Source organism: Frigoribacterium sp. PvP054 (assembly GCF_040547465.1).
Classification (GTDB): Bacteria; Actinomycetota; Actinomycetes; order Actinomycetales; family Microbacteriaceae; genus Frigoribacterium.
In genome coordinates this window covers 147,374-172,272 of the sequence record NZ_JBEPPU010000006.1, presented here as the reverse complement: position 1 = coordinate 172,272, position 24,899 = coordinate 147,374, and the positions used below count along the sequence as shown (strand labels likewise).

The window sequence follows — 24,899 nt, the reverse complement described above, 5'->3', positions numbered from 1 at the left end:
CTATTGTTCCCCCCGAGCGCCAGCCGACTAAAAGCCGCGGGCCCCCCCCCCCCCCCCGCCGCCCGCCCCCGCCCCCCCCCCGGGGGGCCCCCCCCCCCGGGGGGGGGGCCCCCCCCGCCACGACCCCCACCACCGACGAGGAGACACCATGGCCGACGCCAACCTGACCCGCCCCTACGACATCATCGGCATCGTGCCCGAGTTCGAGCTCACGAGCACAGACATCACCGACGGCGCCGAGCTGCGCCGCCCGCAGGTGAGCGGCATCATGGGCCCGGGTGGCGACGACGCCAGCCCGCAACTGAGCTGGTCCGGAGCCCCCGAGGGCACCAAGAGCTTCGCCGTCACGATCTACGACCCCTACGCGCCCACCGGTTCGGGCTTCTGGCACTGGGCGGTCGCCGACCTGCCGGCCGACACGACCGACCTGCCGTCGGGTGCCGGCGACGACCAGGGGTCCGGCCTGCCCGAGGGCGCGATCCAGCTGAAGAACGACGGGGGCCTGGCCCGTTACGTCGGCGCGGCCCCGCCGGAGGGCCACGGCCCGCACACGTACTTCGTGGCCGTGCACGCCCTCGACGTGGAGAAGATCGGGGTCGACAAGACCGCCAGCCCGGCGTACCTCGGTTTCAACCTGCACTTCCACACCCTGGCTCGCGCCGTCATCTCGGCCACCTTCGAGGTGCCCGCGGCCTGATCGCACGCCCCGCCACGACGCGACGACGCCCCGCCACGATCTCGTGGCGGGGCGTCGTCGCGTCCCGTCGCCCGACCCGCGGGCCGCCGGACACGGGCCCGCGGGTCGACGGCGTCAGGCCTCGCGGCCGCTCGGCATCTGCGTCTTGCGCGGGTCGGTCTCGGCGAGACCCTCGAAGATCGACTCGATGCGTGACAACACGTCGGCCTCGAGCGTGACGCCCGACGCCTTCGCGTTCGACTCGACCTGCTCGGGGCGCGACGCCCCGATGATGGCCGAGGCGACGTTCTCGTTCGAGAGCACCCAGGCGAGCGACAGCTGGGCCTGGGTCAGACCCAGATCCGACGCGATCGGCTCGAGCTGGGCGACGGCGTCGAGGACGTCGTCGCGCAGCCAGCGCTCGATCATGCCCGCACCGCCCTTCTGGTCCGTCGCCCGGCTGCCCTCAGGCAGCTCGGCACCGACCTTGTACTTGCCCGTCAACACGCCCTGGGCGACGGGCGACCAGACGATCTGCGAGATGCCGAGCTCGGTCGAGGCGGGGACCACCTCGTCCTCGATGACGCGCCAGAGCAACGAGTACTCGGGCTGGTTCGAGACGAGCTGGATCTTCAACTCGCGGGCGAGGGCGTGCGCCTCACGGAGCTGCTCGGCGTTCCACTCCGAGACGCCGACGTAGAGGATCTTGCCCTGGCGGACCAGGTCGGCGAAGGTCTCCATCGTCTCGTCGAGGGGCGTCTCGACGTCGTACCGGTGGGCCTGGTAGAGATCGACGTAGTCGGTCTGCAGACGCCGGAGCGACCCGTCGATCGACTCGGTGATGTGCTTGCGGCTGAGCCCGGTGTCGTTGTGCCCCTTCGGGCCGGTCGGACCGTAGACCTTGGTGAAGATCTCGAGGGACTCGCGACGCTCGCCCTTCAGCGCCTCGCCCAGGACGGTCTCGGCCTGCGTGTTGGCGTAGACGTCGGCGGTGTCGAACGAGCTGATGCCGACGTCGAGGGCGGCACGGACGCAGCGCGTCGCCGTGTCGTTCTCGACCTGCGAGCCGTGGGTGAGCCAGTTGCCGTAGGTGAGCTCGCTGACCTTGAGCCCGCTGTTTCCGAGGTACCTGAACTTCATGACGACCTTTCTCGGTGGTGCCGCGTCGATGCGGCACCCGGTCGACGCTAGTCACGGGCCGCCCCGCCCGCCCGGTCGCGGACCGCGTCGGGCACCGTGAAGCCCGAGGGCGTGCGGTGCCAGAAGGCCCGCAGTCGGAGCGGTCCGGCACCGAGCGACCGGGCGATGCCCGAGGCCCAGACGTCGACGGCGACGCGGTCGACGGGGTCGTCGTCGACGGTCTGCCAGACGCAGACCAGCTGCCGGGCCCTGACCCGCAGGCCCTGGTGACGCCAGAGGTCGACGAGTTCGTCGACGTCGGGCCGGCGAGGCAGGCGCGGAACGCCGTGGAGCCGGCCCGCCGGGGCGAGCTGGCGGCCGTCGGCGGCGAGGAAGGCGAAATGGACGACCTCGCGCTCGCAGCTCTCGGCGCACAGGCGGGTCGCATGGTCGAGCAGGGCCCGGTCGTCGGCGTCGGCTGCGAGGACGGGGAGGCGCAGGAGAGCGGCATCGGCATCGACGGGAACGGAGCCGCCGCGGACGCGCACGCCTCAGCCCACCGGAAGGAGGGGACGGACGTCGGACGGGGTACGACGCATGGGTGGGAGGACCGTCAGGTCACCGGGGTCGATCACGGACAGGATCGCCGCGGCCCACCGCTGGTCGTCGCACGTCGCCGAGAGGGACTCGTCGGGGCTCTGCCACACGAGGAGGACGGACGCGGCCTCGACCCAGGCCGCCACCTCGACGATGCGGAGGGCGATCGTGCCCACCCGGTCGCGATCGGGCTCGACCGGGAGGCCGCCGACGGCGACGGGCGGAGCGACGGGGACGCCGTCCGGTCCGAGGTACATCCACAGCAGGGCCCGGTCGTCGGACGGCTCGAGGCAGAACTCGTGGACGAAGTCCTCGAGCTGCTCGTCGGTGGGATGGGGGGCGAGGACGGGAGGGTAGGTGTCGATGGAGGTCATGGGACGAGGCTGGCGGCCACGGTGTCGACGGTGGCACGCAGCCGGCCCGCCTGTGGAGGACGTCGGCGTCGGCCGAGCTGGGGAGGAGACGACCGGCTCGGGACCGGGGACGCGACCCGACGACTACCATCCCCGGCATGACGACCCCCGCCACCCCCACGAATCCCGCCGTCGCCCTGCCGGACGGTCGGGTCGTCCCGGCGCTCGGCCAGGGCACCTGGAACCTCGGCGACGACCCCCGGCGGCGCGAGGCCGAGATCGCGGCCCTCCGCGCCGGGCTCGACGCCGGGCTCACGATGGTCGACACGGCCGAGATGTACGGCGGAGGGCGGTCGGAGTCGCTCGTCGGCGAGGCGATCGCCGGGCGCCGCGACGAGGTGTTCCTGGTCAGCAAGGTGCTGCCGAGCAACGCCTCGCGGCAGGGCACGGTGGACGCCTGTCACGCCAGCCTCGATCGACTGGGCACGGACCACCTCGACCTCTACCTGCTGCACTGGCGCGGACGTCACCCGCTCGCCGAGACGGTCGACGCCCTGGAGACGCTGGTCGCCGAGGGCGCGATCGGCGGCTGGGGCGTCAGCAACTTCGACGTCGACGACCTGCACGAGCTGCTCTCGGTGCCCGGGGGCGACAAGGTCCAGACGAACCAGGTGCTCTACAACCTGGCCCGTCGCGGTCCCGAGTTCGACCTGCTGCCCTGGGCGCGCGAGCACGGCGTGCCGTTGACCTCGTACTCCCCCGTCGACGGCGGCGAGCTGCTCGGGCACCCCGTCCTCGCGCAGGTCGCGGGCGACCTCGGCGTCTCGCAGGCCCAGCTGGCCCTCGCCTGGGTGCTGCGCCTCGTGCCCGACCTCATGGTCGCGGTCAAGGCGGGCACGGCCGAGCACACCCTCGAGAACGCGGCCGCCCTGGCGATCGACCTCGACGACCAGGCCTTCGTGCAGCTCGAGCGGGCGTTCCCCGCACCGACGACCGGGGTGCCGCTCGAGATGCGCTGACCCGCGCCTCCTGGGCTCGCCTCACGCCGACGCATGCAGCAGAGTGGAGGGACCAGCCCGGGTGACATCGACGTCAGCCGGACGCGAGCTCCAGAGGACACCGCATGATCATCGACAAGGCCGACGTGATCGTCACCAGCCCCGACCGCAACTTCGTGACGCTGAAGATCACGACCTCCGACGGCGTCACCGGCCTCGGCGACGCCACCCTGAACGGTCGTGAGCTCGCCGTGGTCGCCTACCTGACCGAGCACGTCGTCCCCCTGTTGATCGGGCGCGACCCCGCCCGCATCGAGGACACCTGGCAGTTCCTCTACCGCAGCGCCTACTGGCGTCGGGGGCCGGTCACCATGGCCGCGATCGCCGCCGTCGACGTCGCGCTGTGGGACGTCAAGGCCAAGGTCGCCGGACTGCCCCTCTACCAACTGCTCGGCGGCGCCTCGCGCACCGGCCTGCTGACCTACGGCCACGCCTCGGGCAAGGACCTGCCCGAGCTCTTCGACAGCGTCCGCGACCACCAGGAGCAGGGCTACAAGGCGATCCGCGTCCAGACCGGCGTGCCCGGTCTCCGATCGATCTACGGGATCGCCTCGAACGCCACCTTCGACGCCAACAGCGGCGTGCGCTACGACCACGAGCCCGCGCAGCGCGGCGCCCTGCCGGCCGAGGAGGACTGGGACACCCGGTCGTACCTGCGGCACGTGCCCACCGTGTTCGAGGCGGTGCGGAACGAGTTCGGCCCCGAGATCCCCCTGCTGCACGACGGCCACCACCGCATGACGCCGATCCAGGCGGCGCGGCTCGGCAAGAGCCTCGAGCCCTACGACCTGTTCTGGCTCGAGGACGTCACGCCGGCCGAGAACCCCGAGGCCCTGCGCCTCGTGCGGCAGCACACGACCACTCCCCTGGCGATCGGCGAGATCTTCAACACGGTGTGGGACTACCAGCAGATCATCCGTGAGCAGCTGATCGACTACGTGCGGAGCGCCGTGACGCACACGGGCGGCATCACCCACCTCAAGAAGGTGCTCGACTACGCCTCGCAGTACCAGATCAAGTCGGGCATGCACGGGCCGACCGACATCTCGCCGGTCGGCATGGCGGCCGCGATGCACCTGGGCCTCGCCATCCACAACTTCGGCATCCAGGAGTACATGAAGCACGGCGCGAGGACCGACGAGGTCTTCCGGCAGAGCTTCACCTTCGTCGACGGCATGCTGCACCCGGGCGAGCAGCCCGGCATCGGCGTCGAGCTGGACGAACGGGCCGCGGCGGCGTACCCCTACGCCCAGGCGTACCTGCCCTACAACCGCCTGGCGGACGGCACGGTCCACGACTGGTGACGAGGAGGCGCGGCGCGCGAGAGGGCGTCAGTCGCCCTCGTACGCGGCCGCCAGTTCGGCGATGACGAGCCTGTTCATGCCCATCATCGCGGCCATGGCCCGGGCGGCGCCCTCGGGGTCGGGCCCGCCCAGGTAGCGGTCCATGACGGTGGGGACGACCTGCCAGGAGAAGCCCCAGCGGTCCGTCACCCAGCCGCACCGCCCCTCCTGCCCGCCGTCGGCAGCGAACGCGTCCCAGTAGTGGTCGAGCTCGTCCTGGGTCTCGACCGAGATCGAGAACGAGGTCGCCTCGGTGGGCCGCGGGCCGCCGTCGCCGCCGTTCAGCAGGCGGTACGGCTGACCGTCGAGCTCGAGGTCGACGACCAGCGCCCGACCGGCCATGGCCTGGTCGGGGAAGTCCTCTGGATAGCGCGAGACGTCGGTGACGCGGGACGCCGGGAACAGGCCGACGTAGAAGTCGGCCGCGGTCTCGACGTCACGACCGAACCAGAGCGTGGGGGTGATGCGGGGCATGGCGCGCCTCCTCGTGGTGGGCCGGTGGCGCCGTCGCCGCCGTGCCGCACAGGCTAGCGCCGCCCGGCCCGCGGGGCGAGGACTAGCCGATGAGCGCCTCGATCGGACCCCGCACGAAGTACACCAGGAACCCGGCGGCGACGATCCACAGCAACGGGCTGATCTTCCGCGCCCGCCCGGCGAAGGCCCCCACGACGACCCAGCTGACGAAGCCGACGCCGATGCCGTTCGCGATCGAGTAGGTCAGCGGCATCGTGATGACGGTGAGGAACACCGGGAGGGCGACCGAGAAGTCGGTCCAGTCGATCTGGCTGATCTGCGACACCATCAGGGCGCCGACGATCACCAGTGCCGACGCGGCGACCTCGAGGGGCACGACCTGGGTCAGCGGCGTGAAGAACATCGCGAGCAGGAAGAGCGCCCCCGTGACGACCGAGGCGAAGCCCGTCCGGGCACCTTCGCCGATGCCCGAGGCGGACTCGACGAACACCGTGTTCGACGACGAGCTGGTCGCCCCGCCGGCGACCGCCCCGACGCCCTCGACGATGAGGGCCGAGCGCAGGCGCGGGAAGGTGCCGTCGGCGTCGGCGACGTCGCCCGCCTTGGCGAGGCCGGTCATCGTGCCCATCGCGTCGAAGAAGTTCGTGAACACCAGGGTGAAGACCAGCATCACGGCCGACAGCACGCCGATGCGGGCGAAGGCGCCGAAGCTGAACTGGCCGACCAGCGAGAGGTCGGGCAGCGCCACGATCTGGGTCGGCAGGACGGGGGCGTTGAGGTTCCAGTCGTCGAGGTTCTGGCCGTTCGACGGCGGCACCTGGAAGATCGCCTGGAGGGCGATGGCGATGACGGTCGTCGCGACGATGCCGATGAAGATCGCCCCGCGCACCCTGCGGGCCATGAGCACGCCGATGACGAGCAGGCCGATGACGAAGGTGATCGTCGGCAGCGTCGCGACCGAGCCCGCATCGCCCAGCTGCACGGGCGGCGACGAGGTGCCGCTGGTGCGGACGAAGCCCGAGTCGACCAGGCCGATGAAGGCGATGAAGAGGCCGATGCCGACCGTGATGGCCGTCTTGAGGGCCGCGGGCACCGCGGTGAAGATCATGCTGCGCAGGCCGGTCACGGCGAGGATGGTGATGACGAGCCCGTTGATCACGACCAGGCCCATGGCCTCGGGCCAGGTGACGTCCTGCACGACGTTGACGGCGAGGAACGAGTTGATGCCGAGACCCGCCGCGAAGGCGAACGGGAGGCGCGCGACCGTTCCGAACAGGATCGTCATGACCCCGGCGGTCAGGGCGGTGACCGCACCCACCTGACCGTTCTGCAGCCAGTTGCCGGCCACGTCCGTGGCCGCCTGGTCGGCGCTGAAGCCGCCGAGGATGAGCGGGTTCAAGATGACGATGTAGGCCATCGTGACGAAGGTCACGACGCCGCCCCGGATCTCGCGCGCCCAGGTCGAGCCGCGGTGCGTGACCTCGAAGAAGCGGTCGAGCGTGCCCCCGACTCCGGGTCGCGGTGGCGTGGTGGCGGGGGCGTTCGTGGCCATGGCGATGCGTCTCCGGTGGGATCGGACGTGGGGGGAAGAGAACAGGATAGGCCGTGTGCGCGGTGCACGATGCAACGCTGCGCACCGCCGCGTCCGCCCCGTCGACGGGTCAGCCCCCGAGCCCGGCGATCAGGTTGACCGTCGAGGCGAGGATCACCGACCCGAACAGGTACGACAGCAGCATGTGGCGCAGCACGACGGCGCGGATGACGCTCGACCCGATGTCGGTGTCGGCGATCTGGAACGTCATGCCGAGCCCGAAGGCGACGTAGGCGAAATCGGCGTAGCGCGGCGGGGCGTCCTGGTTGAACGAGATGCCACCGACCTCGTCGCCGCTGTAGTAGAGCACGGCGTACCGCAGGGTGAAGAGCGTGTGCACGAGGAACCACGACAGGGCGATGCTGACGACGGCGAGCCCGGCGAGGAGGTCCTCGGCCGCCCCGCCCATGCTCGTCGCGCGGACGAGGACGACCCCGACCGCGAACAGGCTCGCGACGCTCGCGCCCACGAGCAGGAGGTCGCCGGCCGGTCGGGACGGGTCCTCTCGGGTCGCCCAGCGGCGGGTGTCGTCGGCGTCGAACCGGCCGACCGCGAGCCAGACCCAGGCGAGGTAGACGACGCAGGCCGCGGCCCAGCCGATCGCGACGGCGACGGAGGGCAGCACCCAGGGCCACGTGCCGACCACGGCCACGACGCCGACCACGGCCATCACGACGAACCGGAGGCGCGAGCGGCGGACGCGCACGGCGGTGGCCTGGGGGTCGACTCGGGGGCTCATGCCCCGATCGTGCCAGACCCCGCCCGCCCGGTGACGCCGTGCGCGTCGAGGTCGGAGGAGCCTAGGAGGCGCGGTGCACGCCGAGCGCGCGCGTCACCAGGGGCACCTGCAACGGCAGCCGGGCGATCGTCACGGCCCGGCGCACCGTCGTGGCCCGCTCGCTCCGCACGGCGCGCAGGGCCATCGAGACGTTCGCCGGGAACACGGCGACGAAGAGGGCGGCGGCGGCCAGACCGCCCGCCCGACGCGTCCTCGGCGACAGGAGGGCGACGGCGATGCCGACCTCGGCGAGGCCCGCTCCGATCGTCCAGAACCGGGCCGGCCCCGGCACGCTCCGCGGGACGACCGCGTCGTAGACCGCGGGCCTGGCCAGGTGGAGGACGCCGGAGCCGCCCAGGATCGCGGCGAGGACGCGGGCGTCCCGACGGGCGGCGGACCTCGGGGGGCGTCGGGGGCGGTGGCTCATGGGACCATCTTGCGCGCGCCTCCCGGGGTGGGCCGTGGGCGACGCGGCGCGGCGCTCAGACGGCGCGGCTGACGCCCCGGCTCGTGATGGCCGACATGAGGGCGTCGACGGGCTCGCGGGCGGCGCCCGGGTTGGCGACGAGCACGTAGTCGACGTCGCCGAGGGTGGGCAGCGAGAACCGGTCGCTGACCTTGACGAGGTCGGTGGGGATGAGCGAGAACGGGAACACGGCCACGCCGATGCCCGCCCGCACCGCGGCGAGCACCCCGTTGACGTCACGCGTGTTGCAGGTGATGCGCCAGGTGCGGCCGGCGCGCTCGAGCGCGTCGATGGCCATCTGCCGACTGAGGCTCGGCGCCTGGTACGCGATCAACGGGACGGGCTGGCCGGCTTCGACCACGAGCTTGTCCTGGCCGATCCAGACCATCGCGTCACCGGCGACCCGGGTGCCCTCGTCGGACTCGCCCGCCGTCTGCTTGACGAAGATGAGGTCGAGGTGGCCGGCGGCGAGGCGGCGGCGCAGGGGCGCGGACTGGTTGACGGTGAGCTCGAGGTTGATCTGCGGGTAGAGCTGGCGGAAGTGGCGCAGGATGCGCGGCAGCTGGGTGATCGCGAGGTCGTCGGCGGCGCCGAAACGCAGGCGACCGCGCATCGCCGAGCCGCTGAAGTAGCTCTCGGCCGCGGCGTGGGCGGCGAGGATCGTCCGGGCGAAGCCGGCCATGGCGTCGCCGTTGTCGGTCAGGCGCACGTCCCGGGTGTCGCGGGCCACCAGCGTGCGGCCCGCGGCCTTCTCGAGTCGGCCGACCTGCTGGCTGACCGTGGGCTGGCTGATGCCGAGGCGCTGGGCGGCCCGGGTGAAGCTGCGGGTCTCGGCCACGACGAGGAACGTCGCGAGCAGCGTGGGGTCGTACACCGCGCCTCCTCGGTCGAGCGGGCCTGGGGCCCCGTCATTCACGAAGCCAATGCGATTGATCATCTCCCACCGGGGTCCGAATGACCAGCCCGGCCGTACCGTCGATGCAGACCGTGAACCGAACCCCAGCGCAGGAACCGTGATGTCCGCCCCGCCCCGCACCGACTTCCCCCCGACCGCCCCCCTCCCGATCAGCACGACCCGCCCGCCGTGGCGGCACACCTTCATCGCCCTCAGCGTGCCGAACTTCCGGCTCTGGACGGCCGGCAACGTCGTGGCCATGACCGCCGGGTGGATGCAGCGCATCGCCCAGGACTGGCTCGTGCTCGAGCTGACCGGCAGCGCCACCGCAGTCGGCGTCACCGTGGCGATGCAGTTCGCCCCGATGCTGTTCTTCGGCCTGCTCGGCGGCGTGATCGTCGACCGGTTCTCGAAGCGGGCGCTCATGCTCGTCACGCAGAGCGTCTTCGCGGTGCTGAGCCTCGGCCTCGCGGCCCTGACCCTCTCGGGCGCCGTCGAGGCCTGGCACGTCTTCGCCATCGCGTTCGCCACCGGCCTCGTGACCGTCGTGGACAACCCGGCCCGCCAGGTGATCGTGACCGAACTCGTCGGACACACCCATCTGCGCAACGCGATCAGCGTCAACTCGAGCGTGTTCCAGCTCGGCGGCATGGTCGGCCCCGCGATCGCCGGCGTCCTGCTGCTCGCCGTCGGCGCCGGGTGGGCCTTCGTCGTCAACGGCGTGGCCTGCCTGGTCGTCGTCGTCATGCTGACGCTGCTGCGCACGGCGCAGATGACCCGGGTCGCCCCGGCCGCCCGAGGACGGGGCCAGTTGCGCCAGGGGCTCGCCTACGCGCGGTCGAAGCCGACCATCGTCGTCCCCGTGCTGCTCGTGGGCGTCTACGCCGTCTTCGGCCTGACCATGCCGGTGCTGCTCGCGTCGTTCGCCGCCGACGTGTACGACGTGGGGCCCGGCGGCTACGGCCTCTTCAACTCGATGATCGCCGTCGGCGCGCTGACCGGCGCCCTGCTCTCGACGCGTCGGGCGACGATCCGGCTGCGGACCATCGTGCTCGGCGTCCTCGTGACCGGCGTGCTGCAGGCCGTGGCCGGGTCGATGCCGTCGCTCGTCCCGTTCGCCGTCGTGCTCGTCGGCGTCGGGCTGGCCTCGCTGCTGTTCTTGACGGCGGCGAACCAGCTCGTGCAGATGTCGAGCAACATCGCGATCCGCGGGCGGGTGATGTCGCTGTACATCCTCGTGCTGCTCGGCGGTCAGGCGATCGGCGGCCCGCTGATGGGCGTGATCGTCGAGACCTTCGGCACGCACGCCGCCATGGTGGTCTCGGGCGGGGTGCCGGCCGTCGCCGCGGCCGTCACGGCGATCGCGTTGGCCCGACGGGGGCAGCTCACGCTGCAGGTGCGCACCCGGTGGCACGTGCCGGTGGTCAGCATCGAGCAGCGCTAGGCCCGGCCGGGGTCAGACCGCGGCGCCGCGGGTCAGCGCGGCGACGACGTCGGCCATCACGTCGCCGGCCGCCTGCTCGCCGGTGGCCGGCCAGTCGAAGGCGACGCCCAGCGTGATGCACACGAGCACCCGGGCCAGGGTGCGGGGCTCGAGGCCGGTGATCTGCACCGCGTGCCCCCGGAACACCTCCTCGACGAGCGCGTGCACCGCGTCGAGCACCTCGCGGCGTTGCCGCACGAAGTCCGCCATCACCTCGGGGTGCGCGAGGGCGTGAGCCCGGAACTCGCTCATCAGGGCGAAGTCCTCGACCTGGCCGGGCCCGTAGGGGGCGAACGCCGTGCTGATCTTCTCGGGCAGCTGCTCGAGGGTCGTCCCCGGCAGGAACATGCCCTGCAGCGCCCCCAGTGCGCCGTCGGTCTCGCGACGCATGAGGCTGACGACCAGGTCGTCCTTCGACGAGAAGTTCGAGTAGACCGCCCCCTTGCTGAACCCGGCGGCGCGGGCCACGTCGTCGAGGGTCGTGGCGTGCACCCCGCGACGGGAGAACAGCTCGGACGCCGCGTCGAGCAGTCGCTGCTTGACCTGCGCTCGGGGCGTGCGCGGAACGGGAGCGCCTGCGGTGCTGGCCATGCTGCGACCCTAACGGGTGCGGGTGATCCTCAGAAGTCACCCGCGTGGACCCCGAACGGGGCGCATACCGACGGGTATCGGGGCGTTACCATCGGATCGCCTGGTGAACCCGAAGCATCAGGAGACCGCGTGGGTGCGCGACCGCCCGACCCTCACCAGGTCGACGCCTCGGTCGCGCACCCCGCCCCGGCACCGCGGACCGCCGCGGGTGCGGTCGGTCGACCCGCGCCTCCTCGGACGGTCGTCGTCGAGGTCGGTGGCCTCAGATCGCGGTGCGTCGCGACGAGCCGCCGAAGCCGATCGACACGTCCAGGCGCCAGGCCTTCGGCTCGCCCGACACGTGCGTCGTGCCCACGAAGCGCAGCCGGTCGCCGGCGCCGAGGCTGAGGACGCCGTGCACGTCGAGGTTCTCGCCGAGCCGGAAGACGATCTCGTGCTCGTCGAGCAGCTCGTCGTCGACGGTCGCACCGAAGGTCGCGCCGTCGAACGTCAGGGGCACGTCACGGAACACCAGTGACGGCGCTTCGTCCGACCAGTCGACCACCTCGGGCACCCGCGCCGCGACGATGCGGGCGTCCACGACCCCGTCGTCGTCGAGGGTGACCGAGGAGGCACGCAGGTCGATGCTGAGGTCGTCACCGTCGAGTCGGAAGCGGTTCTCCACGGCCCCACGCTACCCAGCACCGGCCCCGGGCGGAATGGTCGGACCGCGTCCGGGGTTCGCCCGGTCATGAAGAAGCGCATCGGGTTCTTGTCGTTCGGCCACTACCAGGACGTCCGCGGCTCGGCGACCCCGACCGCCCGGGAGGCGCTGGTCCAGTCGATCGAGCTGGCCGAGGCCGCGGACGAGATCGGCATCGACGTGGCCGCCGTGCGCGTCCACCACTTCGTGCGCCAAGCCGCCAACCCCTTCCCGCTGCTGGCCGCGATGGCGGCCCGGACGAGCCGCATACAGCTCGGCACCGGCGTGATCGACATGCGGTACGAGAACCCGCTGTCGATGGCCGAGCAGGCGGCCGCCGCCGACCTGATCAGTGCGGGCCGGTTGCAGCTCGGCGTCAGCCGGGGATCACCCGAGCCCGCCCTGCGCGGCTGGGAGGCCTTCGGCCACGTCCCGCGCGACGGCGAGAGCGACGCCGACCTCGCCCGCCGGCACACCGAGCTCTTCCGGGCCGCGATCGACGGCGCCGACGTGGCCGAGTCCGACCCGAAGATGACCGGCTGGTCGCACGGCCTCTCGGTCGAGCCCCGCTCCCCCGGCCTCGGCGAGCGCATCTGGTGGGGCTCCGGCAGCCGCTCGACGGCCGTCTGGACCGGAGAACAGGGCATGAACCTGATGAGCAGCACGCTGCTGACCGAGGACACCGGTGTGCCCTTCGACGAACTGCAGGCCGAGCAGATCGCGCTGTACCGCGAGGCCTACCGGGCCGCGGGGCACACCCGCGAGTCGCGGGTGTCGGTGAGCCGCAGCGTCATCCCCATCACCACGGACGAGGACCGCCGTTACTTCGGCGTCCGGGCCCAGGCCGACTCGCAGGACCAGGTCGGGCTGCTCGACGGCGTGCAGTCGCGCTTCGGCAAGAGCTACGTGGGCGAGCCCGACGTGATCGCGGCTCAGCTGGCCGCGGACGCCGCGGTGCGGGCCGCCGACACGATCCTGTTGACGGTGCCCAACCAGCTCGGGGTGGCGTACAACGCCCGTCTGCTGCAGACGGTGGCCGACCACGTCGCGCCCGCGTTCGGCTGGGTGCCGAACCTGGCCCGCGCGAGCTGAGCCGCGCCTCCCGCGCCTCCCGCACCGCGCCTCCTGCACCGCGCCTGTCGGGCTGGCGCCGCGGGCTGCGGTAGACAGGTGCTCATGTTCACCGACCTGCCAGAGCCCGCCCTGCGCGAGTACCGCAGCACCCAGACCGACCCCGACGACTTCGACGAGTTCTGGGCCACGACGCTCGCCGAGACGCGGGCACACCCGCTCGACCTGCGCGTCGAGCGGGTCGACACGGGGCTGACGACGCTCGACGTGTACGACGTGACGTTCTCCGGGTGGGCGGGGCAGCCCGTGCGCGCCTGGCTGCGCGTGCCGGCCGGGGCGACCGGGCCGTTGCCGGCGGTCGTGCAGTTCGTCGGGTACGGCGGCGGACGCGGCGCCGCGGTCGAGAACCTGTTCTGGGCGTCGGCCGGGTTCGCGCACCTGCAGATGGACACCCGCGGCCAGGGCTCGGGCTGGAGCATCGGTGCCACCCCCGACCCCGACGGCTCGGGCCCGGCGCACCCGGGCGTCATGACGCGCGGCATCGACTCGCGCGAGACGTACTACTACCGGCGGGTGTTCACCGACGCGGTGCGGGCCGTCGAGGCGGCTCGCGGGCTCGACGTCGTCGACGCCTCCCGCGTGTCGGTCGTGGGCGGCAGCCAGGGCGGGGGCATCGCCCTCGCCGTCGCGGGGCTCGTGCCCGAGGTCGCCGCCGTGGCGGCGTACGTGCCGTTCCTCTGCGACTTCCGGCGGGCGACGGTCATCACCGACGCCGACCCGTACAAGGAGATCGGACGCTACCTGGCCGTCCACCGGCACCGCGCCTCCTCGGTGCACGACGTGCTCGCGTACTTCGACGGCGTGAACTTCGCCCGGCGGGCCACCGCCCCCGCCCGGTTCACCACGGCCCTGATGGACCCGATCTGCCCTCCGTCGACCGTGTTCGGCGCGTTCCACGCCTACGGCGGCCCGGCCGAGATCACCGTCTGGCCGTACAACGGGCACGAGGGCGGCGGGTCGGAGGACGACCTCTTGGCACTCGCCCTGTTCCGCAGCCCGGGGGTCTGACGCCCCGACGGTGGGACCACGGTCGAGCCGACCACGCACGACGACCGGCCGCCCACCCCGAGGGGTGGACGGCCGGTCGTGACGTCCCCGGCGACCGAGGCCGGGAAGCGCGGTTCAGCCGATCGGCGTCGGGTTCGTCGGGTCGGGCGGCACGGGCAGCGAGCCGCGGATCTGGTTCTGCGCCTGGCACTGGCTGGTGCAGTTCGTCGCACCGGCGCTCAGCTCGATCGCGTCCTCGCCGAGCACGCCGCCGAGGCGTCCGCCCGACTGCACGAGCCACTTCGTGACGGTGCCCGACTGGAACGTCTTGGTCGCGACCTGCGGGCTGTCCTTGCCGAGCAGCATCTGGTGCGCACCGGCCCCCGAGGCGACCCCGTCGACCCCGTCACCGAAGTTGACCTTGCCCGTGTACTGGTTGACGAAGTAGAAGACGCCCGGCGCGAGGGTGTGCACGAACTCGACGGGGGTGCCGAACTCGGACTCCATCTGGAAGATGCCGCCCTGGGCACCGTCCTTGGCCTGGATCTTGAACTTCCCGGCCGAGGTGCCGAAGAGCACGACCAGGGTGTCGTCCTTGATCTCGAGGCTCTTGATCGTCGCGCCGGACCGCTGGGCCGCGGTGAGGGTCGGCACCTTCGAGGCGAAGACGGTCGTGGGCTTCGTCACCATGCGCTGGGTGTCGGGGGCGCCGGTCAGCGTGTAGTCGTAGACGCCGAGGGTCGCGACGTCGATGTCGAAGCCGTTGTTGACGCCGCGGACGGCGATGCGGCCGGTCGGCACGAGGCCGGAGAGCTTCGTGCTCTTGCCGGCGGCCGGGTCGTACGTCGTGCCGTTCACGGTCACGGCGTAGTCGCCGCCGGCGCTGGTCTTGCCCGAGGCGCTGGCGGGGGCGGCCGAGAGGGCGAGCGAGCCGGCGACGACCGCCGTCACGAGCACGGCCGCGCGGGCCCTGCGGAAGAAGGTGCTTGGCATGGTGGGCCTTTCGAGAGCGGAGGACAGCTCGTTCTGTGCTGTGGACCCCAGCATCGTGGGGCGCCGGCCCCGGCACCATCGGACCTTGGTACTAGTACCCGCCGGCCCCGGACCCGCCGGCTCGGTGCCCGCCGGCCCCGTACCCGTTGTCGCGCGCCCAGAGCGCGGCGCTCGTGCGGTCGGCCACCCCGATCCGGCGGAACACGCTGCCGACGTGCGCCTTGACCGTCCGCTCGCTGATGCCGAGCTGCCCGGCGATCTGCTTGTTCGCCAACCCACGGGCGAGCAGCCGCAGCACCTCGGCCTCCCGACCCGAGACCGGTCCGGGTGCCCCGACCGCCGCCGTCGGGGACGCGGGAGGCGCGGGTGACGCGGCCACGCCTCCTCCGTCGCGAGACGGCAGCAGCACGCGGGCCGCCCGGGGGTCGAGGGGTGCGCCTCCCCCGGCGGCGGCGCGGACGCCCGCGACGACGCCCGCGGGATCGGCGTCCTTCAGCAGGTAGCCGACGGCCCCCGCGGCGAGCGCCTGCTGCACCGAGGCCGGGTCGGGGAAGGAGGTGAGGACGACGACGTGCAGGTGGTCGTGCGCCTCGGTGAGGAGGCGTGTGGCGGCGAGGCCGCCCATGCCCGGCATCGAGAGGTCCATCAGGACGACCGCGAGGGGGACGGGACCGGCACGGTCGGCGTCGTCGGCGGCGAACGCCACGGCGTCCTCTCCGCTCGCCGCCTCGCCGACGACGACGAGATCGTCCGCGGTGTCGACGAGGGCGCGCAGCCCGGCTCGGACGAGCGGGTGGTCGTCGACCACGAGCACGCCGATCACGGGGCGGTCACCGTCAGGCGCCACCGGGTGCCGTGGCCGGGGCTCGTGGCGAGGTCGAGGGCGGCCCCCGCGTCGCGCACGGCGTCGGCCACGAGTCGCAGGCCGAAGTGGCCGTGGGGCGCGTGGTCGGCGGTCGCCGGGTCGAACCCCCGACCGTCGTCGGACACCGTCGCGACGACGCGCCGCGACCCGGCAGGGCCCGTCGAGCGCCCCGAGGCCGAGGGGTCGACGGCGACCGTCGCCGCCTCGACGTCGACGGTCGCCGCGGACGCACCGGAATGCTTGACGACGTTGACGAGGCACTCCTGGACGACGCGGTGCACGAGTCGTTCGGCGTCGGCGTCGAGCCGCAGGTCGCCCGCGATCGTCACCGTGGTGGCCACCCCACGCGCCCGGGTCGCCGTCGCCAGGTCGTCGAGCGCCGAGGCGAGGCCGGCGCGCCCGAGGTTGGGCGGGTAGATGTCGACCAGCAGGGTCCGGAGGCCGCCGATGCCGTCGCGGACCGAGCCCGCGACGCCGTCGAGGCCGTCGGCGGTGCCGACGTCACCGCGTCGGCGGGCGGCCGCGCCCTCGGCCGACAGCGCGAGCGAGGTGGCCACGAGGTCTTGAACGACCCCGTCGTGCAGGGTGCCGGCGATGCGGCGACGCTCGTCGGCGCTGGCCTCGAGTGCCCGCGTCAGGAGCGCCTCGCGCTGCAGCCTGGCCGAGCGCAGCGCCGTGAGCAGGCGCCACAGCACGGGTGCCAGCAGGGCCAGCACGACGACGACGCTGCCGACGGCGATGCCGGCGAAGCCCTGCCAGAGCTGCCCGCTGCGCTGCAGCACCTCGTCGTAGCGGAAGTACACCTCGAACAGCAGGGGCGTGCCCTCGGCGGTCCGCACCGAGCGGTAGGTCTCGAGCAGCTTGCCCTCACCGCGTTCGTAGGCGTTCTCGGGGGCCTCGAGGTCGCTGACCTCGGCGTCGACGCCCGCACCCCGCAGGGCCTCGAGCTCGTCCTCGGCGAGGCCGAACCGCTGCCCGACCAGGCGCGGCTCGTCCGACCAGACGATGCGGCCGTCGGCGTCCCAGATCTTGACCCGCACGATGCTGTCGCTCAGCACGTGGTCGCGCACCACGGCGTCGACGGCGGCGGTCGCACCCGGGTCACCCGACAGCAGGGCGTCGGTGAGCTCGGGCTGCACCAGGACGTCGGCGATGCGGTCGGCCCGGTCGGCGGCGTCGCGGACCGACTCGGTCTCGGCCAGGCGTCGGGCCGCGACGAGGGCGGCCACGATGACCGCGACGATGACGACCACCGCCACGACGGCGACCCAGGTCACCACCCGGCGGGGCGTCGGGTCGACGGCGTCGCGGGGGCGGGCGTCGGTGGGCGCGACCACCGGCGTCCAGGGCGGTGCCGAGCGGTCGGTGGGCGTCATCACGCCATTCTGCGGCCTGGCTGAGCGCCGGGAACACGGCACGGCCGGGTCTGGTTGGCTCCGGGCATGAAGTCGATCGTGTACTCCGAGACCGGACCCGCCCCCACCGTGCTGCAGCTCGTCGACCGCGACCTGCCCGAACCCGCCGCCGGCGAGGTGCGCGTGCGCGTCGTGTGGTCGGGCGTCAACCCCACCGACTGGAAGTCCCGTGCGGGCGGCGGCCCCGGCGAGTCGCTGCCGTTCGCCGAGGTCACGCCGAACCAGGACGGCTCGGGCGTCGTCGACGCCGTCGGCGAGGGCGTCTCCGGCCTCTCGGTCGGCGACCGGGTCTGGACCTACCTCTCGGCGCACCAGCGCCCGACCGGCACCGCTCAGGAGTTCACCGTGCTGCCCGCCTCGCGCGTCGTCCCGCTGCCCGAGGGCGTCGGCCTCGACGTCGGCGCGAGCCTCGGCGTGCCGGCCATGACCGCGCACCGTGCCCTGACCGTCCGCGAGGACGGCCCGAGCCGCCTGTCCCCCGGCAGCCTCGACGGCACGGTCGTCCTCGTCGCGGGAGGCGCGGGTGCCGTCGGCCACGCCGCCATCCAGCTCGCACGGTGGGCCGGTGCCACCGTCGTCACGACCATCAGCAGCGACGAGAAGGCGGCCCTGGCCACGGCCGCCGGCGCGCACCACGTCGTCAACTACCGCACGGGCGACGCCGCCGCCGAGATCCGCGAGCTCGCCCCCGACGGCGTGGACGTCGTGGTCGAGGTCGCGATCTCGCAGAACGCCGAGCTGCTGTCGCAGGTCGTCGCGCACCGCGCCTCCGTCGCGATCTACGCCGACAACGGCGGCGACACGACCACCATCCCGATCCGGGCCAACATGGTCACCAACACGCGCTTCCAGTTCGTGCTGCTCTACACCGTGGGCGAGGAGGCGCTGCAGGCGGCCGTCGAGGACGTCACCGCCGCCCTGCGCGACGGCGTCCTGCCCGTCGGCGAGGCCGCGGGCCTGCCGCTGCACACCTTCCCGCTCGCCGAGACGGCGGCCGCGCACGAGGCCGTCGAGGGCGACGTCGTGGGCAAGGTGCTGATCGAGGTCTCGGCCGAGTAGCGGTGCGGCGCGGGCGGCGCTGGCTAGGCTCGCGGGGTGACCGACGCCGCCAGCCGACCCGCGCCTCCCGCGCCTCCCGTCCCGCTAAGCCGCGTGCAGGCCGACGCCGTCCGACGGGGTGCGCTGCCGCCCGTCGAGGAGATCCGGCACGGTGTCTGGTCGGTCGCCTTCGCGTTCGGCGACGGCATCGACGACCACTCTCTCGGCTACGTCGTCGAGGGCTACGACGGGGCGCTCACGGTGATCGACCCCGGGTGGCACGTCGACGACAACCTCGACCGCCTCGAGCGGGCCCTCTCCGACGTCGACCACTCCCTCGCGGACGTCGACCTGATCGCCGTCACGCACCTGCACGCCGACCACCTGGGCGGGGCGGAGGCCCTCCGTCGGGCCTCCGGGGCCCGGATCGCGCTGCACGCCGCCGAGCAGGCCGCCCTCGCCGACCGGCCGGCCGACGCGGCCGCCGCCGACGCCGACATCGCCCGGTGGGGCGCGCCGGCGGACGAGCAGGAGGCGCTGGTCGCCTCGTGGGGGTCGGGTCGCCACCTGCCCGAGGTCACCGCCGACCTGCTGCTGGCCGACGGGGACGTGCTGCCCGTCGCGGGCCGGAAGCTGCGGGCGGTCCACACGCCCGGGCACACCGCGGGCCACCTCTGCTTCGTCGAACCCGAGCAACGCCTCGTCTTCACGGGCGACCACGTGCTGCCGCGCATCAACCCCGGCATCGGCCTCGGGGGCCGCACCCCGACGAACCCGCTGACCGACTACCTCGCGTCGCTCGAGCGCATGGTCGCCGTCGACGTGCCGGGGCCGGACGCGCTCGAGGTCTGCCCCGGCCACGAGTACCGCTTCACCGGGCTCCGCGAGCGCGCCGAGTCGCTGATCGCCCACCGCACCGACCGCGGCCGGGACGCCGCGACGGCCCTCGACGCCCTCGACCGGCCCACGGTGTGGCAGGTCGCCGAGCGCATGTCGTGGAGCGGCGGTGTCGCCTCACTTCACGGCTACCGGCTCGGGTCGGCCCTCGCGCAGACCGAGTGGCACGTGCAGGCGCTCGGCCGGGGCGACGAGCTGCGACCGGCCTGACACCTGCCCGAGCACGTCGGGGGGCGAGCGGCCTACTGTCGGGCGCGGCCCCGGGGAGCCGCACCGCACCTCCTGCCCGGGCCGCCACCACGACCGAGGAGAGACATGAGCACCACGACGACCCCCACCCGCGCCGCCCTCGTCCTGGGCGGTGGCGGCATCACCGGCATCGCCTGGGAGCTCGGCGTGCTGTCGCGCCTGCTCGAGGCGGGCGTGCCCGTGGACGAGGCCGACCTCGTGGTCGGCACGTCGGCCGGGTCGGTCGTCGGCACCATGGTGCGACTCGGCCGCGTCGACGAGGGCCTGGGCGAACAGTTCGAGGACGCCGTCGAGCTGCCGTCGGGCTCGATCGACCCCGAGGTGTTCCAGCAGACCCTCGGTCAGGCCCTGGCGGGCGCCACCAGCCACCAGGAGGCACGGGCCCGCATCGGCGCGCTGGCCCGCGAGACGCCCGTGGTCGCCGACGAGCCCGAGCTCGTCACGGCGATGCGCGACCGGTTCGGAGGCGCGGCCTGGCCCGACGCGGCGCTGACGGTCTGCACCGTGGACGCGACCGACGGCACGTTCCGACCCCTCGACGCCGACTCGGGCGTGGACCTGTACCGCGCCGTGGCCGCGAGCTGCTCGGTGCCCGTGGTCTGGCCCACCGTCGAGGTCGACGGTCGGCCGACGATGGACGGCGGCGTGAGGTCGGGCACCAACGCCGACCTGGCCGACGCCTACGACCGGGTGCTGGTGCTGTCGTGCGGCCCCGAGCTCGACGTCTCGCCCCTCGGCCCGACGCTGCCCCAGGTCGCCGCGGCCCGCCGCGCCGCCGGGCACGAGGTCTTCGTGGTCGAGGCCGACGCCGCAGCCCTCGAGGCGTTCGGCACCGACGTGCTGGCCACCACCACGCGTCGCCCCGCGGCCGAGGCGGGCCGACGCCAGGCCGAGGCCGTGCTCGACGACGTCCGCGCGTTCTGGTCGGGCGTGACGGCCTGACGAGCGACCACCGGACCCCGGGCGATGAGACCGCGCGGGCGACGGGCCGGTACCCTCGGGAAGTGACCACCGCCTCCCCCTCGCTCCGCATCGCCCTCGTGTCGCTGCACACGTCCCCCGGTGCCGAACCCGGGTCGGGCGACGTCGGCGGCATGAACGTCGTCGTGCGCAACCAGGCCGAGGCGCTGGGTGCGGCAGGGCACGAGGTCGAGATCCTGACCCGGCGGTCGTCCCCCGACGAGCCGGTGAGCGTCTCGCTCGCCCCCGGCGTCACGCTCAGGTTCCTCGACGCCGGGCCCGCCGAGCCGGTCACGAAGGGGCGCAACGAGCTGTTCGTCGACGAGTTCCGCGACCGCCTCGCCGAGCTCGGCCCCTGGGACGTCGTCCACTCGCACCACTGGTTCTCGGGCATGGCGGCACTGCCCGTGGCCCGCGCCCTCGGGGTGCCCCACGTGCAGAGCTTCCACTCCATCGCCGCCCACGACTCCACGCCCCTCTCGCACGGCGAACGCGCCGAGTCGCCCGGCCGCCTCGCCGGCGAAGAGCACCTCGCCCGTGCGTCCGACGTCGTCGTCGCCATCAGCCGTGCCGAGGCCGAGACCGTCACGACGCGGCTCGGCGGCCGTGCCGACCGGGTCGCCGTCGTGCTGCCCGGCGTCGACGCCGAGCTGTTCCACCCGGCGGCCGCCGGTGCGGTGCGCGTCGCCGGCCACCGCCCCTACGTCGTCGTGGCCGGTCGGCTCGAACCGCTCAAGGCCCCCGACCTCGCCATCCGCGCCGTCGCGGCGGTGCGGGCCGAGGTCCGCCCCGAGCTCGTCATCGCCGGCGGCGCCTCGACCGAGTTCGCGGGCTACGAGTCCGAGCTGGGCACCCTCGCGGACGAACTCGACCTGACCGTGCACTTCCTCGGCCCTCGGTCGCGCCCCGGCCTGGCGTCCCTGTTGCGCGACGCCGCGCTCGTGCTCGTGCCCTCGCACTCCGAGACCTACGGTCTGATCGCCCTCGAGGCGGCGGCGAGCGGCGTCCCCGTGGTCGCGGCCTCGTCGGGCGGGCTGCGCGAGTCGGTGGTGGACGGCGTCACCGGCATCGTGCTCACGTCGCGCGAACCGCAGGACTGGGCCCGGGCCATGACGCAGGTGCTCGCGGACGCGGGGTTGCGCGACCGACTCTCGCGCGCCTCCCGGTCGCACGCCCTCGACCACCCCTGGTCGCGCTCGGCGGACGACCTCGTGGGCGTCTACTGCGACCTGCTCGCCCGGCAGGGCTCGCCTTGCGTCGCGGCGTCGGCCTGACCGCTGTGGTCGACGGGACGACCGAGCGGCCACCAGCGCGTTGACGGGGGCCGGGCCTAGGCTCGGAGCGTGCCGCGCCGAGACGCCGGTGCACCCGAGCAATCCGCCCGACCCACCAGGAGGCCACCGATGACCGACGACACCTTGCTGCAGACCCTCGTCGAGCAAGAAGAGCGCCTGGTGTTCCGCCGGTTCACCCTCGACGTCGCCCTCGACCTGGGCGCCCACCTGCTCGCCGAGGCCCGTCGCCGCGAGCTGCCCGTCGCCGTCACCGTGCGGCACGGTCGTCAGCGCGCGTTCCACGCGGCCCTGCCCGGCAGCAGCCTCGACAACGACGAGTGGCTCGACCGCAAGGCCCGCGTCGTCGAGCGCTACGGGCAGAGCTCGTACCGGGTCGGCGAGTCGTTCCGGGTGCAGGGCGGCAGCTTCGACGAGAAGTCCCGGCTCGACACCGGGCTCTATGCCGCGCACGGCGGGCTGTTCCCCGTGCGGGTCGCCGGAGTCGGCGTCGTCGGCTCGGCCGGCGTCTCCGGCCTGCCGCAGGCCGACGACCACGCCTTCGTCGTCGACGTGCTCGAGGACTTCCTCGACCACGGCTACGACGCCTGACCGGCAACCGGCACGACCGTGGGCGACACGACCCCCGGAGGCGCGGGTCCCGTCTCCGACGTCCCCTCCGACGACGAGGCGGCCGCGTCGCTCCGCGCCCTCGTTGAGCGGGCTGCCGCCGACCTGGCGGCCCGCGACGCCCGCACCGAGGCCCTCGCCCGGTACAAGCCCGCCCGGCGCATCGTCGTCGTAAAGACGGCCGAGTCGCTCGAACCCGCGGGCCGGGCCTGGCGCCTCGGCGTGCTGCTGCTCGCCACTGACGGTCGGGTGTTCGAGACCGGCCGCATCACCCGGGCGGTGACGCCGACCCGCTCACAGCACCTCAGCGCCCAGGTCGAGCAGCGCAAGGCAGAGCGGCGGGCCGCCGTCCGGGGCCACTTCGCCGAGGGCGAGGTCGTCAACTACGGGTACGAGCCGGTGGACCTGTCGACCGGGGCGCTGCGGGCGGCTGACCAGCGCCTCCTGGTCCGTGACGGGCACGCACTCGTGCGCTGGGGCACGGCGGCCGGCGAGGTCCGCGACCTCGCCGCCTACCTCGCCGATCGGGCCGAGCTGCTCTGAGGCGTCAGCGCCTGGCGTCCGGGCCTTCTCGGACGGGCTCGGCGTCGACGAAGGGCAGGTCGTCGAGGTCGATGTTCGGGTTCGCGTCCTGCGACTCGACGAGTTCGTGCGCCTCGGCCTCGGTGGCCACGCTCGGCATCGAACCGGGCAGGGGGCGCTGCGAGGACTCCTTCATGAAGAAGACCGCGACCGCGCCGACCAACGGCGTCGCCATGAGGAAGAACGCGGGCACGAGCTCGTCGCCCGTCGCCTGCAGGAGCGCCTGGATGATCAGCGGGGTGGTGCCGCCGAACACGGCGATGGCCACGTTGTACGACACGCCCATCGCACCGTAGCGGCTCGCGGTCGGGAAGAGCGCGGGCAGCGACGACGCCTGGCTCGACACCCACAGCGCCACGCTCACGGCGAGCAACGACAAACCGGCGAGGGTCGTGGTGATGCTGCCGAGACCGATCAGCAAGAACGCCGGCAGGGCGAGCAGCAGCACCGAGGCCGCCCCGAGCCACATGACCGGGCGGCGACCGATGCGATCGCTCAGGCGGCCGGCGACCGGCAGCAGGAGGGCCAGCAGCACGAGCACGGGGATCGTCAGCAGCGTTCCGTGCAGCGGGTCGTAGCCGAGCGAGTCGGTGAGGTACGTCGGCATGTAGCTGGTCAGCGCGTAGCCGACGGTGTTCGAGGCGGCGACCAGGCCGATGGCAATGACGATCGGGCGCCAGTGCTGTCGGACGAGGGCGAGCGTGTTGCGCGGGCGGCCCTGGGCGTCGGCGATCTCGCCGACCTTGCTCTCCTGCGCGTCCTGGGTGGCCTGGAAGGCGGGCGACTCCTCGATCTTCAGGCGGAAGTAGATCGCGACCACGCCGAGCGCCCCGGCGAGCAGGAAGGGCAGGCGCCAGGCCCAGTCGAGCATCTGCTGCTCGGTGGTCAGCACCTGGAGCACCGAGACGACGGCGGCACCGAGCGCGAAGCCCAGGTAGCTGCCGAGGTCGAGGATGCTCGCGAAGAAGCCCCGGCGCTTGTCGGGTGCGTACTCGCTGACGAAGGTCGTGGCTCCGGCGTACTCGCCACCGGTCGAGAAGCCCTGCAGCAGCTTGAGCACGACGAGGGCGACCGGGGCGAGGGCGCCGATCGCGGCGAAGTCCGGCAGGACCCCGATCAGGAAGGTCGCGCTCGCCATGAGGATGAGCGTGGTCGCCAGCACCTTCTGCCGGCCGACCCGGTCGCCCAGACGACCGAAGACGACCCCCCCGAGCGGGCGTGCGACGTAGGTCGACGCGAAGACGCCGAGGCTGAACAGGATCTGCAGCGACGGGTCGGCCTCGGGCAGGAACACGCGGCCCATCGTGACGGCCAGGTAGCCGTAGACGCCGACGTCGTACCACTCCATGGTGTTGCCGACGACGGTGCCGCCGATGGCGCGCTTCATCATCGCAGGGTCGACGACGGTGACGTCGTCGACGCGCAGACGCCGCGGCCTGGGACGCCGGGAGGCGCGGGTCGGGCGGTCGGGTCGGGTCTCGCGGGCAGGCGTGGGTTGGGTTCCCATGAACGACGTTCCTCTGGATCTCGGGCGCCGGTCGGACGGACGGGCGCCTCGGCGATCGAGCTGCGGAGGGGCGGTGCCCGGCTGCCGCGGCCCGAGTGGTCGGGTCGACGGCGGGCAACGTTACCGGCGTCTCGACGGAGGATTGCCAGGGCATTCGGAGGGACGCGCGTCGTTAGCCCAGGCCGCCGGGGTCGATCGTCCACCGGGATCGCGTACCCTCGACGTCGACTTCCGCGCCGCTCGGGGGCCGGCGACGTGCCGGTCGCCC

The 24,899-nt window shown here is 73.3% G+C and carries 26 protein-coding genes; 12 read left to right on the top strand and 14 right to left on the bottom strand.

The genetic code is table 11. The features are described from left to right. Positions 1-148 precede the first annotated feature (148 nt). Entirely contained in the window at positions 149-697 is a 549-nt protein-coding gene (locus ABID81_RS10325; protein WP_354594715.1) for a YbhB/YbcL family Raf kinase inhibitor-like protein, read from the top strand. 114 nt (positions 698-811) lie between these two features. On the opposite strand, the gene ABID81_RS10320 is transcribed toward ABID81_RS10325, so the two are convergent. From ABID81_RS10320 to ABID81_RS10310, 3 genes are read right to left on the bottom strand one after another with little or no spacing between them, the layout of a single operon-like run. Next, entirely contained in the window at positions 812-1,816 is a 1,005-nt protein-coding gene (locus tag ABID81_RS10320) for an aldo/keto reductase family protein (protein WP_354594714.1), read from the bottom strand. A 47-nt stretch (positions 1,817-1,863) separates the two neighbouring features. Continuing rightward, complete coding sequence (locus ABID81_RS10315; protein ID WP_354594713.1) at positions 1,864-2,343, bottom strand: hypothetical protein; 480 nt, start codon at positions 2,341-2,343, stop codon at positions 1,864-1,866. Between the two features lie 3 nt (positions 2,344-2,346). After that, complete coding sequence (locus tag ABID81_RS10310) at positions 2,347-2,766, bottom strand: hypothetical protein (RefSeq protein ID WP_354594712.1); 420 nt, start codon at positions 2,764-2,766, stop codon at positions 2,347-2,349. A gap of 137 nt (positions 2,767-2,903) precedes the next feature. Here ABID81_RS10310 and ABID81_RS10305 point away from each other — a divergent pair, with 137 nt between their 5' ends. Next, a complete protein-coding gene (locus ABID81_RS10305; RefSeq protein ID WP_354594711.1) occupies positions 2,904-3,764 on the top strand; it encodes an aldo/keto reductase in 861 nt (286 codons plus the stop codon). A 104-nt stretch (positions 3,765-3,868) separates the two neighbouring features. Further along, positions 3,869-5,107 (top strand): D-mannonate dehydratase ManD, encoded by a 1,239-nt coding sequence (manD, locus tag ABID81_RS10300; RefSeq protein ID WP_354594710.1) that lies wholly within the window; start codon positions 3,869-3,871, stop codon positions 5,105-5,107. Between the two features lie 27 nt (positions 5,108-5,134). On the opposite strand, the gene ABID81_RS10295 is transcribed toward manD, so the two are convergent. The 5 genes from ABID81_RS10295 to ABID81_RS10275 all read right to left on the bottom strand — a co-directional run bounded on the left by ABID81_RS10295 (position 5,135) and on the right by ABID81_RS10275 (position 9,329). Continuing rightward, on the bottom strand, positions 5,135-5,620 hold the full coding sequence (locus tag ABID81_RS10295) for a VOC family protein (protein ID WP_354594709.1): 486 nt from the start codon (positions 5,618-5,620) through the stop codon (positions 5,135-5,137). An 82-nt stretch (positions 5,621-5,702) separates the two neighbouring features. Then, positions 5,703-7,172, bottom strand: a complete 1,470-nt coding sequence (locus ABID81_RS10290) for an NCS2 family permease (RefSeq protein ID WP_354594708.1) — start codon at positions 7,170-7,172, stop codon at positions 5,703-5,705. A gap of 109 nt (positions 7,173-7,281) precedes the next feature. Then, positions 7,282-7,950, bottom strand: a complete 669-nt coding sequence (locus ABID81_RS10285; RefSeq protein WP_354594707.1) for a DUF1345 domain-containing protein — start codon at positions 7,948-7,950, stop codon at positions 7,282-7,284. A gap of 61 nt (positions 7,951-8,011) precedes the next feature. After that, positions 8,012-8,416, bottom strand: coding sequence for a DoxX family protein (locus ABID81_RS10280; RefSeq protein WP_354594706.1), 405 nt, complete (start codon positions 8,414-8,416; stop codon positions 8,012-8,014). A gap of 55 nt (positions 8,417-8,471) precedes the next feature. Next, positions 8,472-9,329 (bottom strand): LysR substrate-binding domain-containing protein, encoded by an 858-nt coding sequence (locus ABID81_RS10275; RefSeq protein ID WP_354594705.1) that lies wholly within the window; start codon positions 9,327-9,329, stop codon positions 8,472-8,474. Positions 9,330-9,471: 142 nt separating this feature from the next. Here ABID81_RS10275 and ABID81_RS10270 point away from each other — a divergent pair, with 142 nt between their 5' ends. Beyond that, complete coding sequence (locus tag ABID81_RS10270) at positions 9,472-10,794, top strand: MFS transporter (protein ID WP_354594704.1); 1,323 nt, start codon at positions 9,472-9,474, stop codon at positions 10,792-10,794. A 12-nt stretch (positions 10,795-10,806) separates the two neighbouring features. Here the strand turns inward: ABID81_RS10270 and ABID81_RS10265 are convergent, their stop codons facing one another. Both ABID81_RS10265 and ABID81_RS10260 read right to left on the bottom strand, forming a co-directional pair. Further along, entirely contained in the window at positions 10,807-11,424 is a 618-nt protein-coding gene (locus ABID81_RS10265; protein WP_354594703.1) for a TetR/AcrR family transcriptional regulator, read from the bottom strand. 262 nt (positions 11,425-11,686) lie between these two features. Next, positions 11,687-12,088, bottom strand: a complete 402-nt coding sequence (locus tag ABID81_RS10260; RefSeq protein WP_354594702.1) for a hypothetical protein — start codon at positions 12,086-12,088, stop codon at positions 11,687-11,689. A gap of 66 nt (positions 12,089-12,154) precedes the next feature. Between ABID81_RS10260 and ABID81_RS10255 the strand changes: the two genes are divergently transcribed. Both ABID81_RS10255 and ABID81_RS10250 read left to right on the top strand, forming a co-directional pair. After that, positions 12,155-13,198, top strand: coding sequence for an LLM class flavin-dependent oxidoreductase (locus tag ABID81_RS10255; RefSeq protein WP_354594701.1), 1,044 nt, complete (start codon positions 12,155-12,157; stop codon positions 13,196-13,198). Between the two features lie 84 nt (positions 13,199-13,282). After that, positions 13,283-14,245 (top strand): acetylxylan esterase, encoded by a 963-nt coding sequence (locus ABID81_RS10250; RefSeq protein ID WP_354594700.1) that lies wholly within the window; start codon positions 13,283-13,285, stop codon positions 14,243-14,245. 114 nt (positions 14,246-14,359) lie between these two features. Here ABID81_RS10250 and ABID81_RS10245 read toward each other — a convergent pair whose 3' ends face one another. The 3 genes from ABID81_RS10245 to ABID81_RS10235 all read right to left on the bottom strand — a co-directional run bounded on the left by ABID81_RS10245 (position 14,360) and on the right by ABID81_RS10235 (position 17,458). Then, complete coding sequence (locus tag ABID81_RS10245; protein ID WP_354594699.1) at positions 14,360-15,217, bottom strand: hypothetical protein; 858 nt, start codon at positions 15,215-15,217, stop codon at positions 14,360-14,362. Positions 15,218-15,308: 91 nt separating this feature from the next. Continuing rightward, the gene (locus ABID81_RS10240; RefSeq protein WP_354594698.1) at positions 15,309-16,040 is read right to left on the bottom strand and encodes a response regulator; all 732 of its coding nucleotides are present in this window, start codon (positions 16,038-16,040) and stop codon (positions 15,309-15,311) included. Then, on the bottom strand, positions 16,037-17,458 hold the full coding sequence (locus ABID81_RS10235; RefSeq protein ID WP_354594697.1) for a sensor histidine kinase: 1,422 nt from the start codon (positions 17,456-17,458) through the stop codon (positions 16,037-16,039). Before ABID81_RS10235 ends, ABID81_RS10240 begins: the two co-directional genes overlap by 4 nt. Positions 17,459-17,524: 66 nt before the next feature. Between ABID81_RS10235 and ABID81_RS10230 the strand changes: the two genes are divergently transcribed. From ABID81_RS10230 to ABID81_RS10205, 6 genes are all read left to right on the top strand, one after another. Next, entirely contained in the window at positions 17,525-18,556 is a 1,032-nt protein-coding gene (locus ABID81_RS10230; protein WP_354594696.1) for an NADPH:quinone reductase, read from the top strand. Positions 18,557-18,592: 36 nt separating this feature from the next. Further along, positions 18,593-19,642 (top strand): MBL fold metallo-hydrolase, encoded by a 1,050-nt coding sequence (locus ABID81_RS10225; RefSeq protein WP_354594695.1) that lies wholly within the window; start codon positions 18,593-18,595, stop codon positions 19,640-19,642. 105 nt (positions 19,643-19,747) lie between these two features. Next, the gene (locus tag ABID81_RS10220; protein ID WP_354594694.1) at positions 19,748-20,623 is read left to right on the top strand and encodes a patatin-like phospholipase family protein; all 876 of its coding nucleotides are present in this window, start codon (positions 19,748-19,750) and stop codon (positions 20,621-20,623) included. Positions 20,624-20,685: 62 nt separating this feature from the next. Next, positions 20,686-21,915 carry a glycosyltransferase gene (locus tag ABID81_RS10215; protein WP_354594693.1) on the top strand — a complete coding sequence of 410 codons (1,230 nt, stop codon included), beginning with the start codon at positions 20,686-20,688 and terminating at the stop codon, positions 21,913-21,915. Between the two features lie 129 nt (positions 21,916-22,044). Further along, on the top strand, positions 22,045-22,524 hold the full coding sequence (locus ABID81_RS10210; RefSeq protein WP_354594692.1) for a heme-degrading domain-containing protein: 480 nt from the start codon (positions 22,045-22,047) through the stop codon (positions 22,522-22,524). Between the two features lie 18 nt (positions 22,525-22,542). After that, positions 22,543-23,085, top strand: coding sequence for a hypothetical protein (locus ABID81_RS10205; RefSeq protein WP_354594691.1), 543 nt, complete (start codon positions 22,543-22,545; stop codon positions 23,083-23,085). A 4-nt stretch (positions 23,086-23,089) separates the two neighbouring features. Here ABID81_RS10205 and ABID81_RS10200 read toward each other — a convergent pair whose 3' ends face one another. After that, on the bottom strand, positions 23,090-24,631 hold the full coding sequence (locus ABID81_RS10200; RefSeq protein ID WP_354594690.1) for an MFS transporter: 1,542 nt from the start codon (positions 24,629-24,631) through the stop codon (positions 23,090-23,092). Between the last annotated feature and the right edge of the window lie 268 nt (positions 24,632-24,899).

Excerpts from the sequence above, each read along its gene's own strand:
- ABID81_RS10325 (WP_354594715.1), top strand. The coding sequence starts at position 149 with ATGGCCGACGCCAACCTGACCCGCCCCTACGACATCATCGGCATCGTG.
- ABID81_RS10320 (WP_354594714.1), bottom strand. The coding sequence starts at position 1,816 with ATGAAGTTCAGGTACCTCGGAAACAGCGGGCTCAAGGTCAGCGAGCTC.
- ABID81_RS10310 (WP_354594712.1), bottom strand. The coding sequence starts at position 2,766 with ATGACCTCCATCGACACCTACCCTCCCGTCCTCGCCCCCCATCCCACC.
- ABID81_RS10305 (WP_354594711.1), top strand. The coding sequence starts at position 2,904 with ATGACGACCCCCGCCACCCCCACGAATCCCGCCGTCGCCCTGCCGGAC.
- manD (WP_354594710.1), top strand. The coding sequence starts at position 3,869 with ATGATCATCGACAAGGCCGACGTGATCGTCACCAGCCCCGACCGCAAC.
- ABID81_RS10295 (WP_354594709.1), bottom strand. The coding sequence starts at position 5,620 with ATGCCCCGCATCACCCCCACGCTCTGGTTCGGTCGTGACGTCGAGACC.
- ABID81_RS10290 (WP_354594708.1), bottom strand. The coding sequence starts at position 7,172 with ATGGCCACGAACGCCCCCGCCACCACGCCACCGCGACCCGGAGTCGGG.
- ABID81_RS10285 (WP_354594707.1), bottom strand. The coding sequence starts at position 7,950 with ATGAGCCCCCGAGTCGACCCCCAGGCCACCGCCGTGCGCGTCCGCCGC.
- ABID81_RS10280 (WP_354594706.1), bottom strand. The coding sequence starts at position 8,416 with ATGAGCCACCGCCCCCGACGCCCCCCGAGGTCCGCCGCCCGTCGGGAC.
- ABID81_RS10270 (WP_354594704.1), top strand. The coding sequence starts at position 9,472 with ATGTCCGCCCCGCCCCGCACCGACTTCCCCCCGACCGCCCCCCTCCCG.
- ABID81_RS10265 (WP_354594703.1), bottom strand. The coding sequence starts at position 11,424 with ATGGCCAGCACCGCAGGCGCTCCCGTTCCGCGCACGCCCCGAGCGCAG.
- ABID81_RS10255 (WP_354594701.1), top strand. The coding sequence starts at position 12,155 with ATGAAGAAGCGCATCGGGTTCTTGTCGTTCGGCCACTACCAGGACGTC.
- ABID81_RS10250 (WP_354594700.1), top strand. The coding sequence starts at position 13,283 with ATGTTCACCGACCTGCCAGAGCCCGCCCTGCGCGAGTACCGCAGCACC.
- ABID81_RS10245 (WP_354594699.1), bottom strand. The coding sequence starts at position 15,217 with ATGCCAAGCACCTTCTTCCGCAGGGCCCGCGCGGCCGTGCTCGTGACG.
- ABID81_RS10235 (WP_354594697.1), bottom strand. The coding sequence starts at position 17,458 with ATGACGCCCACCGACCGCTCGGCACCGCCCTGGACGCCGGTGGTCGCG.
- ABID81_RS10230 (WP_354594696.1), top strand. The coding sequence starts at position 17,525 with ATGAAGTCGATCGTGTACTCCGAGACCGGACCCGCCCCCACCGTGCTG.
- ABID81_RS10220 (WP_354594694.1), top strand. The coding sequence starts at position 19,748 with ATGAGCACCACGACGACCCCCACCCGCGCCGCCCTCGTCCTGGGCGGT.
- ABID81_RS10210 (WP_354594692.1), top strand. The coding sequence starts at position 22,045 with ATGACCGACGACACCTTGCTGCAGACCCTCGTCGAGCAAGAAGAGCGC.
- ABID81_RS10200 (WP_354594690.1), bottom strand. The coding sequence starts at position 24,631 with ATGGGAACCCAACCCACGCCTGCCCGCGAGACCCGACCCGACCGCCCG.